We start from the raw sequence: 14,635 nt of genomic DNA on the forward strand, positions 1-14,635 counted from the left end.
ATCCTTATTCCACCATTAGCTGCGCCATCATGCCCAGGTCTTCATGTTCCAGAATGTGGCAGTGGAACATGCGCAGGCCCGGCAAGTCCTGGCGGAATGCAAGGCGAACGGTCTCGTTGGGACGCAGATTGACGGTATCTCGCCAGGCGCGGAACGTCTCGGCAACAGATCTGCTACCGGTTTGGCGCTCCAGAACCTGAAACTGCGTTCCGTGCAGATGGAATGGGTGATCCATATGGGAGTCGTTGATGACATCCCAGTATTGCCACTCTCCGGTCCGGCATCGCAGGTCTATGCGCTCCATGTCGTAGACCTGATTGTTGATGCGGAACATGGAGCGCATGGCCGCCATGCCGGGCATCATGGTTTCCTGGTTCATTCCCCCCATGCCCTGATGGTTCATACCCGACGAGCTCTCCATGGCTGGCCCGTGCCCAGACTGCATGGACATATCATGATTCATGGGCATGACTTCGCTGAACACCACTTTTGCGGTACTGGCGGCAGCAGGAATCGCCGGAATTGTCCGTAGTTGCTTGGGCAGGTCGATTTCCTGATGGCGGATTGTCAGTCCCGCCAGGGCGAAGGTTTCGGGCTTTTCCTTGACCATCATTTTTTGCCTGTCGTAGTACAGCGCTTGCAAGGTGCTATTCAGGTCTTTTTCCGCCTGAATAAAGAACTCCACTCGTTCGGCAGGCGCCAATAGGATCGAGTTGGCGGCGGGCAAGGGTTGCTCCAGCAGGCCGCCATCCGTGCCGACTTGAATCAGCTGGGCGCCGGGGATGTGCAGCCTTAAATAACGGGCAGAACAGGAGTTCCAGACTCGGATGCGTTCTGCGGTGCTGGTCTGGATCAGTGGCTGGCGTTGACCATTCAGCAGTACGAATTGCCCTTCCCTGCCATTCATCCAGTCCGGACCAGTGTTGGCCGGGATATGACCGTTGATATCCAGTCGCAAATCACTGATGGCCCAGTGTTGCTCTGTGTATTCCTTCAACGGGTCTTTGGGAGAACGAACAATAATGGTGCCGCCCAGCCCATGAGCGACCTGCTCGCCACTTTTCCCATGAGGGTGCGGGTGATACCAGTAGGTACCGGCGCAGCCTTCGGGCAAGGTAAAGCGGTAGTAGCGGCTTTGTCCCGGCAAAACGGCATCTTGCGGGTTACCGTCCTGATCAGAGGGAACGGGCAAGCCGTGCCAGTGAATCGTAGTGGCTTGATCCAGCTGGTTTTCAAATTCGATTTCGACGTGATCGCCTTCATACAGTTCGATCAGCGGGCCGGGAGCTTGGCCGTTGTATAGCCAAAGCTCGGTCGTTTTGCCATCTGCGAGCACACGTTGGTGGGCGGCTGCGGTAATTTTCGCCTGAAACAGCCCTTTTTTCTGACTACTGTTTTTCAGCACTGGCAGAGCTTGCAGTGCCTGACCCGCCGGCATTTTTTGTATGGGCATCAAGCCTTGCCGAGCCATCATGCCGTGGCCTGACCTGTCTCCCGACATGGAACCGTGGTGGCCCATCATGCCTTGTGCCCACGTTCTCATGGGCAGGCTGCTCAAGAGGCTGGCACCTAAGGTCAGTTTGAAAAAGTCGCGTCGTTTCATGGGTTTATCCCTATTAATCATCAATACACATGTGCCGCCCGTACTTGGTGAGTACAGGCTTTGGAAGCTTGGGGCGGCCGCTAAGACGAAATGATCAGGACGAGCGCGGAGGTGGCTGGGCGGGGCCAATCAGCCGGGATATGTAGTTTTGATGCAGGGGAACGGGAGGGAACGCGGGCTGTAATGCGACCGTTTCAGGTGGTGAGGTCTGCGTTGCCAGGCAAGCGCAGCAGCCACTTTTCAGCGGAGTGCTGCAATGGTTGGGAGCGCTATGGTGCGACTGCCCCGACGAGGCGTGGTGCCCCTGAACGGTGCTGTGATCTGTATGTTGAGTTGTAGCGTGCGCGGCAAAGCTGGTGCCCAGGCCCATGCTGGCGAACAAAACAAGCAGGCCGACCAATAAAAGCCAGCCTATCGTTTTGCGAGATGAAATGGGTGCGCGCAGCATGGCCAAAAGCTTAGCACGAGACATCTGTGCATCGTTTGCGCAAAAACAGACCGTTACACGCAGTGGACCATTCATGAGGGCACTAGAAGCAGGAGGACGAAGGGACTCAAGGCATGAGGGGAACGATGAACTGCCCTTGCCTTCGGTGCGGTGGGCTGTTCATCAGAGTAGAGGATCAGCTTTGTCTGATTTTTGATTGAAATCCCGCTACATTTGCCGCGATCCATTTAGGCGATTGAAAGCACATCAAGCTAGCCGTCGTGCCTATTGGTATAGGCTTTATTGATCAGGATCGCTCTTGATCAACCGTCGTTTCAAGCGCACGGGTCGTACAGGCTGAGTTTGAGCCTGTTCCAGCTCCTGGCTGAGCTGCTGAGCTTTCTTGCGCGCCTCTTCATTCTCCCGCTCCAGCAAGGCAGTACGTGTGCGCAGCATTTGCAGTTGCCCCTGCATTTCTTTGGACAAACTGTGGCTGATATCCAGGGCCGCTTGCATGGCCCGCCGTTCGCCCTGCTCCTGTCCCAACTCCTGACGCAGTTTCTGCAGTTGATCCTGTTGTTTGTTCAGCTCTTGTTCGTGAGCCTGACGCTGGGTTTTGTTTGCTTGCTCGGCTTCTTCTATTTGCTGACGCAGTCGCGTCTGAATGGAACGTTCCTTGTCGATCTCCAACAATGCACGGCGCTCGTTGGCCTGGGCGCGTTCTTCAGTCAGTTCAATGGCTTTTTGCAGACGTTCCAAATCCTGGGTGAACTGTTCACTTTGGCGGCGCAGCTCTTGTTGAACCAGCTGCTTTTCAGTTTCCAGCTCGTTTTGGCGTTGTTTGGCGTGCAGCAAGTCTTGTTTTAAAGCTGCTTGCTCCTGACCGGTTGTCTGCAGCGCTTCTTTCAGTTTTTCTATAGTGGCTTGGGCATTTTTCAAGGCCCCCTGCTCTGCTTCCAGCGCCTGTTGGGCTTCACGAGTTTGGGCTTGAGCCTGGGCGATGCGCTCATCAGCCTGGGTCTGGTAATGCAGCATCTGCTGTTTTGACTGCCCAATCGCTTCTTGCCAGAGACGGCCCAGCAGATCCCCTGTCAGGGTTTGCAGCTCTTCGGGCATGTCAGCCACATCCAGCCGAACCCGGCTTTTGTCCCGCAAATCTTCCCAGAACGTCTGTAGTGCCTGAGCTGGAGCGCTCATGCTGCCTTTACGCACCAATTGGTACAGCTTGTTGGCCGTAGGCGTGACGCCATAGCGAAAAAACAGGAGCGCAGCCACTTCTTTGTACAAGGTCTGCGTATGGCTGAAGCGATCACGCAATTGGGCAACATCGGCCAGGATTTGGCTCTCGTTTGGCTGGCTTTGCTCCATTTTTTCACCTCGGTTGATCATTTAATTAATAATACAACGTAATATATAAAATTATCAACAAATCGGATTCTATAATTTGACATTATCCCTATAATGTCAAATATCTAGTCTTTAACAGGCCATATTGCACAGGGATGGGTTTGAAAGCCCTTCCCTGCTCTCTTAACGCCTCCGTTTTTCTGCCTAAGCATGGAAATAAGCAAAACTTCGCCTTCAACAGATCTGGGATCGGACGATATTGCGCAATTGCTGGCCCGTTTTGATGGGCGGCAAGGAGCAAACCGTTCTCTCGGTGGGCGGGCGCAGATTGAGGCGCAAACAGATATAGAGGCGCTGCGAGCCTGGTTGGCACGCTATATAGATAGCCCGCGTACCTACGCGAACTATCGCAAGGAGGCGGAGCGGCTTTTGTTATGGGCGGTATTGGAACGGCGCAAGGACCTGTCCTCGCTTAGCCTTGAAGACATACTGGCTTATCGTTTGTTTCTGACAGACCCCCAACCTGCCCATCGTTGGGTGGTTCAAGGACGGTCCCGCCCTGCCCGCCACCATGCGGCGTGGCGGCCCTTTGCCGGGCCTCTGTCTGAAAGCAGCCGAAATCAGGCTTTATTGATCCTGAACTCTTTATTTAGCTGGCTGGTGCAGGCGGGGTATTTAGCGGGCAATCCTTTGGCTTTGTCCCATCAAGGCCGCCGTCAAAAGAAAACCACCGCCCCCCAGCAACGGTATTTGAGCCGACTGCAATGGCGCTGGGTGCAGGATTACATCCAGGCTTTGCCCGAAGATACGCAGAGCGAGTTGCGCTATAAAGCTCGTGTGCGTTGGCTCTTCTCTATTCTTTATGGTGGTGCTCTGCGTATTTCGGAACTGGTTCAGGCTCGCATGGCCGATGTACAGGAACGTGCCGATGCGGGAGCGACCGCCCAGTGGTGGTTGCACATCCACGGCAAAGGCGACAAATGGCGTCGTGTGTCTTTGACGCAAGAACTGTTTAGCGAACTGATGCGCTATCGACAGGCGCATGGTCTGGGGGGCGCCCCGCAGGCGTTGGAGCCGTACCCCTTATTGATGTCGGCCGGTGCCAGCGACAAGCACCTGACGCGAGCCATGGCGCATGTGCTGGTCAAACAGGTTTTTCAGGGCAGTGCTGACCGCTTGCGGGATTTGCATCCGGACCAGGAGTCTCAGGCCCGGATTCTTGAGCAGGCTTCGGCACACTGGCTGCGCCACTCGGCAGGCTCTCACTTGGCTGACCAAGGGGTGGATTTACGTATCATCCGTGACACCCTGGGCCATGAGTCCATCGCCACGACCAATATTTATCTGCATGCCGATGATGACCAACGTCACCAGGCCCTGGAGCAGTCCCATAGCCTGGGCTGGAAATAAGGGCTTCCATCTTATCCGAGACAGGAAAATCAGGTGTTAAGCGCTAGCAGCAATGCGGTAGGATACGACTCCTGACGTGGCGGCGCGCCAGATCCAAGGAGCACGTCCCACCCAAGCCCTGCTATAGATGATTGTTGGAGCACCTATCCTTTATGGACACATTTAATGTCATGCGCACTTTCCGGCGCATTGTGGAGTTGGGCGGCTTGGCCAAGGCCGCCGAGGACCTGGGGATATCGGCAGCCGGCTTGAGCAAGCAATTGCGGAGCCTGGAGGCGCATCTGGACACGGTCTTGATCCAGCGCACCACGCGCAGCATGAGTCTGACGGAAACCGGCCGCAGTTACTATGCCGAATGCTGTCGATTACTGGATGAGCTGGACGCCTTGGAGCGCTCGGTCAAACAACAATCCCAACGCGTAGCGGGTACCTTGCGCGTCAATGCGCCCCTGTCCTTTGCGCTTAGCGTTCTGTCGCCCTTGATTACGGATTTTCTGCGCAAGTACCCGGACCTGAAGCTGGAGCTAGTCATGGAAGACCGGATTGTGGACACGGTTGCGCATGGTTTTGATGTGTCGGTGCGTTTGCGTACCAGCCTGGATGATTCCACCCTGATTGCCCGTCGTCTGGCCACCATCGAGCAAAAGCTTTGCGCGGCCCCTGCTTATCTGAAGCTCCATGGTCAACCCCAGACTTTGCAGGATTTACGGCATCACCAAATGATCAGCTACAGCCTGGCGCATACCCAAGGCATTGTTTTTGATAGTGATATAGACAGCGCCCCTAACACGCCGGCTCCCGGCAGCACGGCATTGCTGTTTTCAGGCGAACATAGTCAGGTGAATAACAGCCTGATGCTGCGCGACTTTCTGATTGCAGGTTTGGGGATCGGTGCCCTGCCTTCTTTTCTGGCAGATCCGGCCATTGCCAGCGGGCAGTTGCAACGCGTTTTGCCCGAGTTCGTGAATGAGCCACGGCATATTTATGCCGTGTATCCGACCAACCGACACCTGCAACCCAAGGTCAAAGCCTTCGTGGATTATCTGGCCGCCCAACTGCCCAATGCCATGTCCAAAGCCCGGTAAACAGGCCTTTCTGAACCCAGAGTAAAAACAGTCTGCACCGCCACGTGCTTATTCTCCGCTCCGGGGAACGCTATTGTGATGACCATCTTACAAGGACATCACAATGCACGATCACATACACCCTGGCACGACTCAGCCGCTGGTCTCCCCCTTAATTATTGATTTTTTCCATGATGCCGTCTGCGGATGGTGTTATGTCATGTCGCCACGTCTGCGGCAAGTGGCTGCTGACCTGGGTATCCAGGTCCGCCATCATACCTTTGTTCTGCAAGACAGCCGTGAGCAAATGCTGCGCGCCTTCGGTTCCATGGAGCGCGCCAAACGTGAAATCCTGGGGCATTGGGCCGCCTGCGCTCAACACGACGATACCCAGTCCATCAATATCGAGGGCATGCGGGCACAGAACTTCGAGTATCCCCACGGAATGCTGTCCGCCCTGGCTTGTCAGGCGGCCTATCTGCTGGCTGGTGAGCAAGGTCATTGGGACTACTTTGATGCCGTGCAGCGCGCGCATCTGGCAGAAAGCCGCAATATCGGCGATATGGACACCCTGTTGGCGATTGCCGTGGCTCAAGGTTTTGATGGTGAAGCCTTTCTGAGCGCCATGGATAGCGATATTGCTCATCAGCGGGTTCAAGCCGATCGCACTCAAGCCGCCAGGCTGGGTATCCAGTCCATCCCCACCGTCCTGGTGTCCTCGCGTGAGACAGGCCAGGAGCTGGCTCGCTTGCAGACCCAGCCTGCCGACATGCTCAAAAGCCGTTTGCTCGCCTTGCTGTAAACGCGGCTCTCCCCTCTTTCTTACTTACGTTCCCTATAAGGACATCCCATGTCGATTCGTTTCTCTCACCGTCTTCTCGGTTTATTGTTGGTTGGCGCAAGCAGCATGAGCGTCTCCCTGGCTCATTCCACTCATCAAGCGAATAACCCCCCGCCTCTTGGTACTCAGGAAGTAGGCATCAGCCCCTGGGGCCCAGATGATGAAATTGGTCGCCTGAACCTGATTACCCCTGCGTCGCGAGCCGCCATTCTGTCCCGCCTGGATGGCAGCAAAGTCTATGACCTGGCGACTGACTACTACCTGGGCATGCCCAGCTGGCAGGATGCGGGCGACCCGCACTATCAGTTCTGGATGACTCACACCCCTCGTGGCACAGAGGTGGATGATCCGATGGGTGTTGGCAAGGACATGAACGCGGTGCGTAGCTATACGGGCACGGCCTTTTCCATGTACAGCCATACGGGGACACATATCGATGCCCTGAATCACTTCGGAATTCATGGAAAGATCTGGAATGGCTTCAAGGCTGATGAGCATCTGGGTGACCGTGGCTGGAACCGCACGGGAATTGAAAAATTCCCGCCCTTGATTGCCCGTGGTGTCTTGATTGATGTGGCCGCCGCCAAAGGCGTAGACATGCTGCCTGACCAATACCGCATCACGCGTCAGGACTTGAAGGATGCCCTGGCCCGTCAAAAAACGGTGCTGAAAGAAGGTGATATTGTCCTGATCCGTACTGGCCGCATGAAGCTCTTCAATGATCCCAAAGCCTACATGAATGCGCCTCCCGGCATGGGCCTGGATGCGGCTCGCTACCTGGTGGAAGAAGGCGGCGCCATGATTGTGGGTGCGGACAACTTGAGCTTTGAAACCTTCCCTTCCGAAGTGCCCGACGATTACGTGCCGTTGCACACGTACCTGCTGGCACAACAAGGTGCACCGATTATCGAGCTGATTGCGCTGGATGAATTGTCCAAGGACAAGGTCTATGAATTTGCCTTTATTGGTGGCCCGCTCAAGATCCGTGGTGGTGATGCCGCTCCCTTGCGCCCTGTCGCCATCCCGATTCGCTAATCAAGGGCCGCATTCAATGGAACGGCTCGCCTGCCCGACATCCTGAATGTGTTTGCAAATAAGGGCTATCGCGTTTGTCTGCTGTTAGGCAGCGCTCAATATGCTACTGTTGGACGGGTTTGAATGCGCCGGGCGCCTGTTGAAGAGGCGTCCGGCTTTTCTTTATGGAGTGCGTAATGACTTACACCGTTTATCTGTCCGGCGAAATTCACACGGATTGGCGCGAGCAGATTGCTCAAGGTGCAAAGGCCGCTGGATTGGAGATCACCTTTACCAGCCCTGTCACCGATCACGATGCCAGCGATGCTGCAGGCGATCACCTGGGGCCGGTCAGCGAAGGTTTTTGGCGTGATCACAAATCCTCCAAAATCAATGCCATCCGTACCAGAACCTTGATTGAGCAAGCGGATCTGGTCGTAGTGCGCTTTGGGGACAAGTACAAGCAGTGGAATGCTGCTTTTGATGCCGGCTTCTGTGCCGCCTTGGGCAAACCCTACGTGACCTTGCATGCCGAGGAAATCATCCACCCATTGAAAGAAGTGGATGCCAGTGCGCAGGCCTGGGCGACCACACCCGAGCAAATCGTCGAGATTTTGCGCTATACGCTGAAAGCCTGAGCGATAAAACGGAATCCTGAGTGTGGCGATGCTGCCTTGCTCGATCAAAATGCCGTCCATCCGTGGCGGCATTTTTCTTCTCTCTTCTCTGAGAGAGCAGAGAGAAGAAAAAACCCGCTGTTAAAACAACGGGTTGTAAAGACCTGCGGTATGAGGTGTGTTGATGCGCTCTTAATTCAGCTTCACACGCCGCAAGCGCAAGGCATTGCTGACCACAAAGACGCTGGACAAGGCCATGGCGCCTGCCGCAAACATGGGCGAGAGCAAGGTGCCGTTAAAGGGATACAGTACACCGGCGGCAACCGGGATCAGCGCCACGTTGTAGGCAAAGGCCCAGAACAGGTTTTGATGGATATTGCGCATGGTGGCGTGGGACAGGGAAATGGCGGTGACTACACCCTGCATATCCCCCGACATCAAGACCACATCAGCCGCTTCAATGGCAATATCCGTACCGGTGCCAATGGCAATCCCCACGTCGGCCACGGCCAGCGCGGGTGCGTCGTTAATCCCGTCACCGACATAGGCCAGATGTTGATGGGTTTCTCGCAGAGCCTGGACAGCCTGGACCTTGCCTTCAGGCATGACTTCCGCCACCACTTCATCAATATTCAAGCGGCGGGCAATGGCATTGGCCGTGTGGCGGTTGTCACCGGTAATCATCACCACCTTGATACCACGGGCATGCAGTTGCTCAATGGCGCGCGGGGTGGTTTCCTTGATCGGATCAGCCACGGCCAGCAAGGCAATAACCTGCTTGTTGCGCGCGGCATACATGGGCGTCTTGCCTTCCTGGGCCAGCGTCTGAGCTCGCTCCGTAAAGGCAGACAGGTCTGCACCTAATTGAGTCATCAAGCGGTCTGCACCGACATGCCATTGATCGGCTCCGATTTGAGCCGTGACGCCCAAACCGGTCAGGGATTCGAACTGCTCGGCGTCAGGCAGCGTGATTTGCTTGTCCTTGGCTGCGCTGACGATGGCCTGGGCAATCGGATGCTCGGAGTAGTTTTCCAGAGCGGCGATGGCAGCCAGCGCCTGATCCTGGTTTTCACCGGGAGCGCAGACAAAATCAGTCAGTTCGGGTGCACCTTTGGTCAGGGTGCCGGTTTTATCCACGGCGACAACTTTCACATCGCGCAGTGCTTGCAGCGAGTCCCCTTTACGGAACAGTACACCTGCCTGTGCGGCGCGGCCGGTGCCCACCATGATGGAGGTTGGCGTGGCCAGACCCATGGCGCACGGGCATGCAATGATCAGCACGGCCACGGCATTGACCAGCGCAAAGCTCAATGCGGGCGACGGGCCAAAAATCAGCCAGACAATGGCGGTCAAGACAGCCAGTGTCATGACGGCGGGTACAAACCACAGCGTGATTTTGTCGACGACGGCCTGAATAGGCAGCTTGGAACCCTGGGCCTGTTCAACCATGGAAACAATATTGGCCAGCACCGTATCCTGACCCACTGCCGTGGCTTCAAACTCCAGCGAACCTTTTTGATTGACGGTGCCGCCAATGACTTTATCGCCCTGGGATTTGGAGACGGCAATGGACTCGCCCGTCACCATGGATTCATCCACGTAGCTTTGACCGGCTACCACGTCACCGTCGACCGGAATGCGCTCGCCGGGGCGAACCAGGACGATATCGCCCGTATGCAGATCGGCTAAAGGCAGCTCTACTTCCTGGCCGTCGCGACGTACACGGGCGGTCGGCGGTTGCAGGCTGAGCAAGCGCTGAATGGCCTCGGAGGTTCGGCCCTTTGCGCGGGCTTCCATGACACGGCCCAGCAAAATCAGGGCCACGATGACAGCAGCGGCTTCAAAGTAGACGTAAACGGACTCGGCAGGCAGCCACTGGGGGGCAAAGGTTGCAACCAGCGAGAAGCTGTACGCTGCCAAGGTCCCCACCGCCACCAGCGAGTTCATATCCGGGCCGCCACGCAGCAGAACAGGAATTCCTTTGGTATAGAACTCTCGGCCAGGAAATAGCAAGACCAGCGTGGTGAGAACAAACTGGATCAGCCAGCTGTTTTGTGTGCCGATGGTGCTGGCCACCCAATGATGAAAGGCAGGCACCATATGGCCTCCCATTTCCAGAATGAAGACAGGCAAGGCCAGAACCAAAGCGAGCCAGAACCGCTTGCGCAGGGTTTCGTAGGTTTGCTCGGCCCGTTCAAACTGGTCGTTTGTGACGGCGGCTTCGGCCAGGCTGGCGGGATAGCCGGCTTTGCTCACGGCTTGGATCAGGTCGGCAGCTTTTACGCCTTGCACGACCTGGACGTGGGCTTTGGCAGTAGCCAGATTGACCGAGGCTTTTTGCACACCGGACACTTTCAGCAGGGCTTTTTCCACCCGACCTACGCAAGAGGCGCAGGTCATGTCCTGCACATCCAGAACGATGTCCTGTTGGGAAACTTTGTAACCACCCTTTTCCACTGCCTGCATAATGGCGTCGATCGGGGCGGCACCCTCGAAGTTTACGGTGGCCTTGTTGGTAGCCAGGTTGACCTGGGCTGATTGCACCCCTGGCACCTTGCCAATAATTTTTTCAACCCGACTGACGCAGGAGGCGCACGTCATGCCTTCCACGTCTAAAGTCAGGCGTGAGCCCTGGTTTGAAGCGCTTGTTGTCATCGAAATCACCCTTCAATGGATCGTCAATGAGGCCACTTTAGGGCTTGACCCGATGGGAAGGTCAACACATGGTATAAAAAAACGCCTCCGAAGAGGCGTTTCAAGGGGGGAACTACGACTAACTAGGGAGCAATCAGCTTAGTAAGCAACAAAGGTGCCGTTGTTGTTGTTCCAGTCTTTGGCTTCTGCTGCTACCTGATCGCGGCTCAGTTCGGAGCGGGTGTCGATACGTGGGTAATCGCCCATCGAACCCGTGCTGATGTAGCCTTGCTCTTGAGCAGCAGCCAGTTCCTGAACCACTTGCTGACGGCTCAACGGAGCGTCGGTCGATTGAATCGTTGGGTAGTTCAGGTTTTCACCGGTGGCGGCGTTGTTGGTGGCTGCCATGGCAGTGCCGCTCAAAGCGGTTGCACCAAGAATCAGGCTGGCGATAGTTGCGCGTGCGATGTTTTTCATTATTTACTCCAAATCTACGGTGTGTTTTTCGGTGGTTCGCTGTTGTGTTTAGCGAATCGTTAGATGGAGTATGAGCCTTTCTAAACCTAGTAAAAACCCTTAATATTGCAAACGTATTTCCATTCATGGAACAATTCAAATGAGTACCATTATCGCCGGCCCCCTGCTCAATGACATCGCGATCTTCGTGGAAGTGGCTCGCGCCCGTCACTTTAGCCGTGCTGCTCAGGCCTTGGGAATGCCCGTCTCCACCGTGTCGCGCCGTATTCGTGAACTAGAAAAAGAAGTGGGTGTGGCTCTGCTTAAACGCAGCACCCGCAATGTGGATGTGACGGACGCCGGACAAGTGTATTTCGAGCGTTGCCTGGCCGTGGTTGAACAAGCGCGTCTGGCCCATGAACAACTACTGGATGTGGCACAAACCCCCAAAGGTCGCTTGCGCGTTTCCATGCCGGCCAGCTTCAGCATTGTGTTGATGCCGTCCATCATTCGCGGCTTCAATCAGCAATACCCCGATATCGAGCTGGAATTTGACCTGACGATCCGGCCTATTGATTTGCAGTCGGACAATTACGATTGCGTTATTCGTGTGGGCGCCCAGCCCGATTCCAGTGCGGTCGCTACCATGCTTGGGCAGATTCGATTGGGGCTGTATGCGACCCGGAATTATCTGGATCGCAAGGGGCGGCCAAAACACCCCTCGGAACTGGCGGGACACGCCTGTATCTGTGCCCGGCCTGCCGGTCCAGACCGTATCTGGTCCCTGCGCGGCCCGAACCAGGAACGTTATGATGCGATGGTTGAAGGATTGATCACCGTCAATAACGCCATCATGATGCGCAAGCTGGCCGTACATGATCTGGGGATTACCGCCTCGTCCTTGCTGGAGCGTCGCCTGGATCCGGATTGCGCTCAACTGGAGCGTGTCTTGCCCGATTGGGAGTTTGCGCCCTTCCCTATTCTGGCTTTGTTGCCTTCACGTTTGATGCCGCAAAAAACTCGCGTATTTTTGAACTATCTGCGCAATGAACTGGACCGTCTGATGTCGCAGCCGGAGCTGGATGTTGCTGCAGCGGTTCAGGTTTATCCATAAAAAATATAGGTGCTATGGCCATGATGCGGTGTTGGGCCAAGCCGAACTATGCTATTTATAGACGTTTGGTCCTGTGGACTGATGCCATGACGGGGGAGGCGCATGAGCGCAACAATGCAAAGCTTGCTGGCAGGTTTGGCAATCAGCTTGGCCTTAGGAAGTGGCAGCGTGTATTCGCAAACTGTATTGCTGGAAGCAGTAGAACAAGGCGATAGCGCCAAGGTGCGCGAAATTCTGTCAGAAAAACGGGCTCGCGGCAGCGTCAGTGTCAGCGACGATCAAGGGCAAAGCCCCTTGCTGCGCGCGACCTGGTTGAACCATATTGATATTGCCGGGCAGTTGATACGCGCGGGTGCGGATGTGAACCAGTCCGACTCCATTCACGACAGCCCCTATCTGGTTGCCGGCGCAGAGGGTCGCCTGGAAATACTGCGGATGACTCTGGAAAACGGCGCTGATCTGCGCAGTGTGAACCGCTATGGCGGTACGGCGCTGATCCCGGCCGCCGAACATGGCTATGTTGATGTCGTGCGCTTGTTGCTGGCAGCGGGCGTAGACCCTAACCATGTGAATTATCTGGGCTGGACCGCCTTGCACGAGGCGATTGTGCTGTCCGATGGGGGGCCGGAGCATCAGGAAGTGCTGCGCTTGCTGATCAAGGCCGGGGCAGATGTGAACTTGCCGGATCGCCAGGGTGTTCTACCCTTGAGCCTGGCACGCCAACGTAGCCAGACCGAGATGGCCCATATTCTGGAACAGGCCGGGGCGAATCCCTAGTCCCCCGCCGGGTCGACATCCGTTTTTTCTTCTAATCACAACAATAACGATTTTATGTCTTCTACTCAGACTGCTCCGTCGTCGACGGGCGTTCAGGCCAGCCCAGGTTTATGGCTGGCTTTTGTCATTCTGGTCGGGCTGAACCTGCGCCCCTTTCTGACCTCCAGCGGTACCTTGGCCAGGCAGGTGGCTGAAGGCTTGAACATGCCTTTAAGCAGCCTGGCCTGGTTGACCTTGCTGCCCATGATGGTGATGGGGCTGGGGGCTTTCTGCATGCCCTCCTTGCGGCGTGTCCTGGCGCTGCGCCATGTCTTGGTTACCTCCCTGCTCTTGCTGTGCCTGGGATGTGTGTTGCGCTGGTTTGTGCCCAACGGAGCCAGTCTGATCGCTACCGCCTTGATCTGTGGTTTGGGTGTGTCCCTGCTGCAGGCTGGCATGCCCGGTCTGATCAAGGAGCAGTTCCCGCGCCATATCGCCCAGGTAACCGGGGTTTATTCAGCTACCTTGATGGGCGGCGGTGCCTTGGGCGCGCAGATTACGCCCTGGGTCAGCTCCTTGACGGATAGCTGGCGTATCGCCCTGGCTTTCTGGGCCTTGCCGATCAGCGTTGCCTTGTGGATTGCCTGGAAAGTGGTCCCGCGTGAGGCACCGGGTGCGAATCTGTCGCCGCCCTCCTTGTCCTTGCTGGCGCGTCCTCGCACCTGGACCTTGATTGTGTGCTTTGGCCTGATCAACGGCGGCTATGCCTCTTTGGTGACCTGGCTGGCAACGTTTTATCAAGACCGGGGCTGGACGGCAGAAGCCAGCGGTAGCCTGGTGGCGGTCCTGTCGGTGGCACAAGCCATTGCTGCGTTTGGCCTGCCTACCTTGGCGGCCAAGAATAAGGATCGCCGTATGTGGGTGTGGTTGGCCTTGGCGTGTCAGTTCGTGGGCTTCCTGGCCTTTGCCTATATTCCTGACATGGCTCCGTATCTGTGGGCGATTATTATTGGCATCGGTCTGGGCGGCTGCTTCTCCTTGCTGCTTCTGGTGGCGCTGGATCATTTCCCCGACGCGGCGCGTGCCGGGACATTGAGCGCCTTGATGCAAGGGGGTGGTTTTCCGATCGCGGCTCTCTTTCCCATGATTAGCGTGCAACTGCGTGAGATCAGCAATGGCTTTCAGGCAGGCTGGATGTTGCATGCGGCAATGGCGGTTCTGGTTGCGATTATGGCTTGGAGCTTCCAGCCATCGCAGTACGCTAAAAAGATGAAGCGAGATGATGCGCCCTGAATAGCAGACAGCATCTAAAAATAGCCTGGATTCTCACGAACCCAGGCTATTTTTTTGGC

Annotated in this window: 13 protein-coding genes; 9 read left to right on the forward strand and 4 right to left on the reverse strand. The window is 56.1% G+C overall.

The window, feature by feature from the left end:
• Positions 1-4: 4 nt before the first annotated feature.
• A complete protein-coding gene (locus Q9R35_RS04670) occupies positions 5-1,603 on the reverse strand; it encodes a multicopper oxidase family protein (RefSeq protein WP_311219427.1) in 1,599 nt (532 codons plus the stop codon).
• A 256-nt stretch (positions 1,604-1,859) separates the two neighbouring features.
• Here Q9R35_RS04670 and Q9R35_RS04675 point away from each other — a divergent pair, with 256 nt between their 5' ends.
• Positions 1,860-2,006, forward strand: coding sequence for a hypothetical protein (locus tag Q9R35_RS04675; protein ID WP_157664297.1), 147 nt, complete (start codon positions 1,860-1,862; stop codon positions 2,004-2,006).
• Positions 2,007-2,330: 324 nt separating this feature from the next.
• Here the strand turns inward: Q9R35_RS04675 and Q9R35_RS04680 are convergent, their stop codons facing one another.
• The gene (locus Q9R35_RS04680) at positions 2,331-3,398 is read right to left on the reverse strand and encodes a DNA-binding protein (RefSeq protein WP_311219428.1); all 1,068 of its coding nucleotides are present in this window, start codon (positions 3,396-3,398) and stop codon (positions 2,331-2,333) included.
• A 189-nt stretch (positions 3,399-3,587) separates the two neighbouring features.
• On the opposite strand from Q9R35_RS04680, the gene Q9R35_RS04685 reads away from it, so the two are divergent.
• The 5 genes from Q9R35_RS04685 to Q9R35_RS04705 all read left to right on the forward strand — a co-directional run bounded on the left by Q9R35_RS04685 (position 3,588) and on the right by Q9R35_RS04705 (position 8,344).
• On the forward strand, positions 3,588-4,787 hold the full coding sequence (locus Q9R35_RS04685; RefSeq protein WP_311219429.1) for a tyrosine-type recombinase/integrase: 1,200 nt from the start codon (positions 3,588-3,590) through the stop codon (positions 4,785-4,787).
• A 152-nt stretch (positions 4,788-4,939) separates the two neighbouring features.
• Positions 4,940-5,872: a LysR family transcriptional regulator gene (locus Q9R35_RS04690; protein WP_311219430.1), complete on the forward strand. Its 933-nt coding sequence runs from the start codon at positions 4,940-4,942 to the stop codon at positions 5,870-5,872.
• 103 nt (positions 5,873-5,975) lie between these two features.
• On the forward strand, positions 5,976-6,653 hold the full coding sequence (locus tag Q9R35_RS04695; RefSeq protein ID WP_063690290.1) for a DsbA family protein: 678 nt from the start codon (positions 5,976-5,978) through the stop codon (positions 6,651-6,653).
• 105 nt (positions 6,654-6,758) lie between these two features.
• Positions 6,759-7,727, forward strand: a complete 969-nt coding sequence (locus tag Q9R35_RS04700) for a cyclase family protein (RefSeq protein WP_372407007.1) — start codon at positions 6,759-6,761, stop codon at positions 7,725-7,727.
• Positions 7,728-7,903: 176 nt separating this feature from the next.
• Positions 7,904-8,344: a YtoQ family protein gene (locus tag Q9R35_RS04705; protein ID WP_311219431.1), complete on the forward strand. Its 441-nt coding sequence runs from the start codon at positions 7,904-7,906 to the stop codon at positions 8,342-8,344.
• A gap of 171 nt (positions 8,345-8,515) precedes the next feature.
• Here the strand turns inward: Q9R35_RS04705 and Q9R35_RS04710 are convergent, their stop codons facing one another.
• Together Q9R35_RS04710 and Q9R35_RS04715 are read right to left on the reverse strand one after the other, a co-directional pair.
• A complete protein-coding gene (locus tag Q9R35_RS04710) occupies positions 8,516-10,978 on the reverse strand; it encodes a heavy metal translocating P-type ATPase (RefSeq protein WP_311219432.1) in 2,463 nt (820 codons plus the stop codon).
• 138 nt (positions 10,979-11,116) lie between these two features.
• On the reverse strand, positions 11,117-11,434 hold the full coding sequence (locus Q9R35_RS04715; RefSeq protein ID WP_042480664.1) for a DUF4148 domain-containing protein: 318 nt from the start codon (positions 11,432-11,434) through the stop codon (positions 11,117-11,119).
• 139 nt (positions 11,435-11,573) lie between these two features.
• Here Q9R35_RS04715 and Q9R35_RS04720 point away from each other — a divergent pair, with 139 nt between their 5' ends.
• The 3 genes from Q9R35_RS04720 to Q9R35_RS04730 all read left to right on the forward strand — a co-directional run bounded on the left by Q9R35_RS04720 (position 11,574) and on the right by Q9R35_RS04730 (position 14,576).
• Positions 11,574-12,527, forward strand: a complete 954-nt coding sequence (locus Q9R35_RS04720) for a LysR substrate-binding domain-containing protein (RefSeq protein WP_311219433.1) — start codon at positions 11,574-11,576, stop codon at positions 12,525-12,527.
• A 102-nt stretch (positions 12,528-12,629) separates the two neighbouring features.
• A complete protein-coding gene (locus Q9R35_RS04725) occupies positions 12,630-13,304 on the forward strand; it encodes an ankyrin repeat domain-containing protein (protein WP_086046107.1) in 675 nt (224 codons plus the stop codon).
• A 54-nt stretch (positions 13,305-13,358) separates the two neighbouring features.
• Positions 13,359-14,576, forward strand: a complete 1,218-nt coding sequence (locus tag Q9R35_RS04730; RefSeq protein ID WP_063690279.1) for a cyanate transporter — start codon at positions 13,359-13,361, stop codon at positions 14,574-14,576.
• The last annotated feature ends 59 nt before the right edge of the window (positions 14,577-14,635 follow it).

The sequence above is a fragment of the Alcaligenes sp. AB3 genome (assembly GCF_031844565.1).
Classification (GTDB): Bacteria; Pseudomonadota; Gammaproteobacteria; order Burkholderiales; family Burkholderiaceae_B; genus Alcaligenes; species Alcaligenes faecalis.

Coding starts and splice junctions, on each gene's coding strand:
- Q9R35_RS04670 (WP_311219427.1), bottom strand. CDS start 1,603: ATGAAACGACGCGACTTTTTCAAACTGACCTTAGGTGCCAGCCTCTTG.
- Q9R35_RS04675 (WP_157664297.1), top strand. CDS start 1,860: ATGGTTGGGAGCGCTATGGTGCGACTGCCCCGACGAGGCGTGGTGCCC.
- Q9R35_RS04680 (WP_311219428.1), bottom strand. CDS start 3,398: ATGGAGCAAAGCCAGCCAAACGAGAGCCAAATCCTGGCCGATGTTGCC.
- Q9R35_RS04685 (WP_311219429.1), top strand. CDS start 3,588: ATGGAAATAAGCAAAACTTCGCCTTCAACAGATCTGGGATCGGACGAT.
- Q9R35_RS04690 (WP_311219430.1), top strand. CDS start 4,940: ATGGACACATTTAATGTCATGCGCACTTTCCGGCGCATTGTGGAGTTG.
- Q9R35_RS04695 (WP_063690290.1), top strand. CDS start 5,976: ATGCACGATCACATACACCCTGGCACGACTCAGCCGCTGGTCTCCCCC.
- Q9R35_RS04700 (WP_372407007.1), top strand. CDS start 6,759: ATGAGCGTCTCCCTGGCTCATTCCACTCATCAAGCGAATAACCCCCCG.
- Q9R35_RS04705 (WP_311219431.1), top strand. CDS start 7,904: ATGACTTACACCGTTTATCTGTCCGGCGAAATTCACACGGATTGGCGC.
- Q9R35_RS04710 (WP_311219432.1), bottom strand. CDS start 10,978: ATGACAACAAGCGCTTCAAACCAGGGCTCACGCCTGACTTTAGACGTG.
- Q9R35_RS04715 (WP_042480664.1), bottom strand. CDS start 11,434: ATGAAAAACATCGCACGCGCAACTATCGCCAGCCTGATTCTTGGTGCA.
- Q9R35_RS04720 (WP_311219433.1), top strand. CDS start 11,574: ATGAGTACCATTATCGCCGGCCCCCTGCTCAATGACATCGCGATCTTC.
- Q9R35_RS04725 (WP_086046107.1), top strand. CDS start 12,630: ATGAGCGCAACAATGCAAAGCTTGCTGGCAGGTTTGGCAATCAGCTTG.
- Q9R35_RS04730 (WP_063690279.1), top strand. CDS start 13,359: ATGTCTTCTACTCAGACTGCTCCGTCGTCGACGGGCGTTCAGGCCAGC.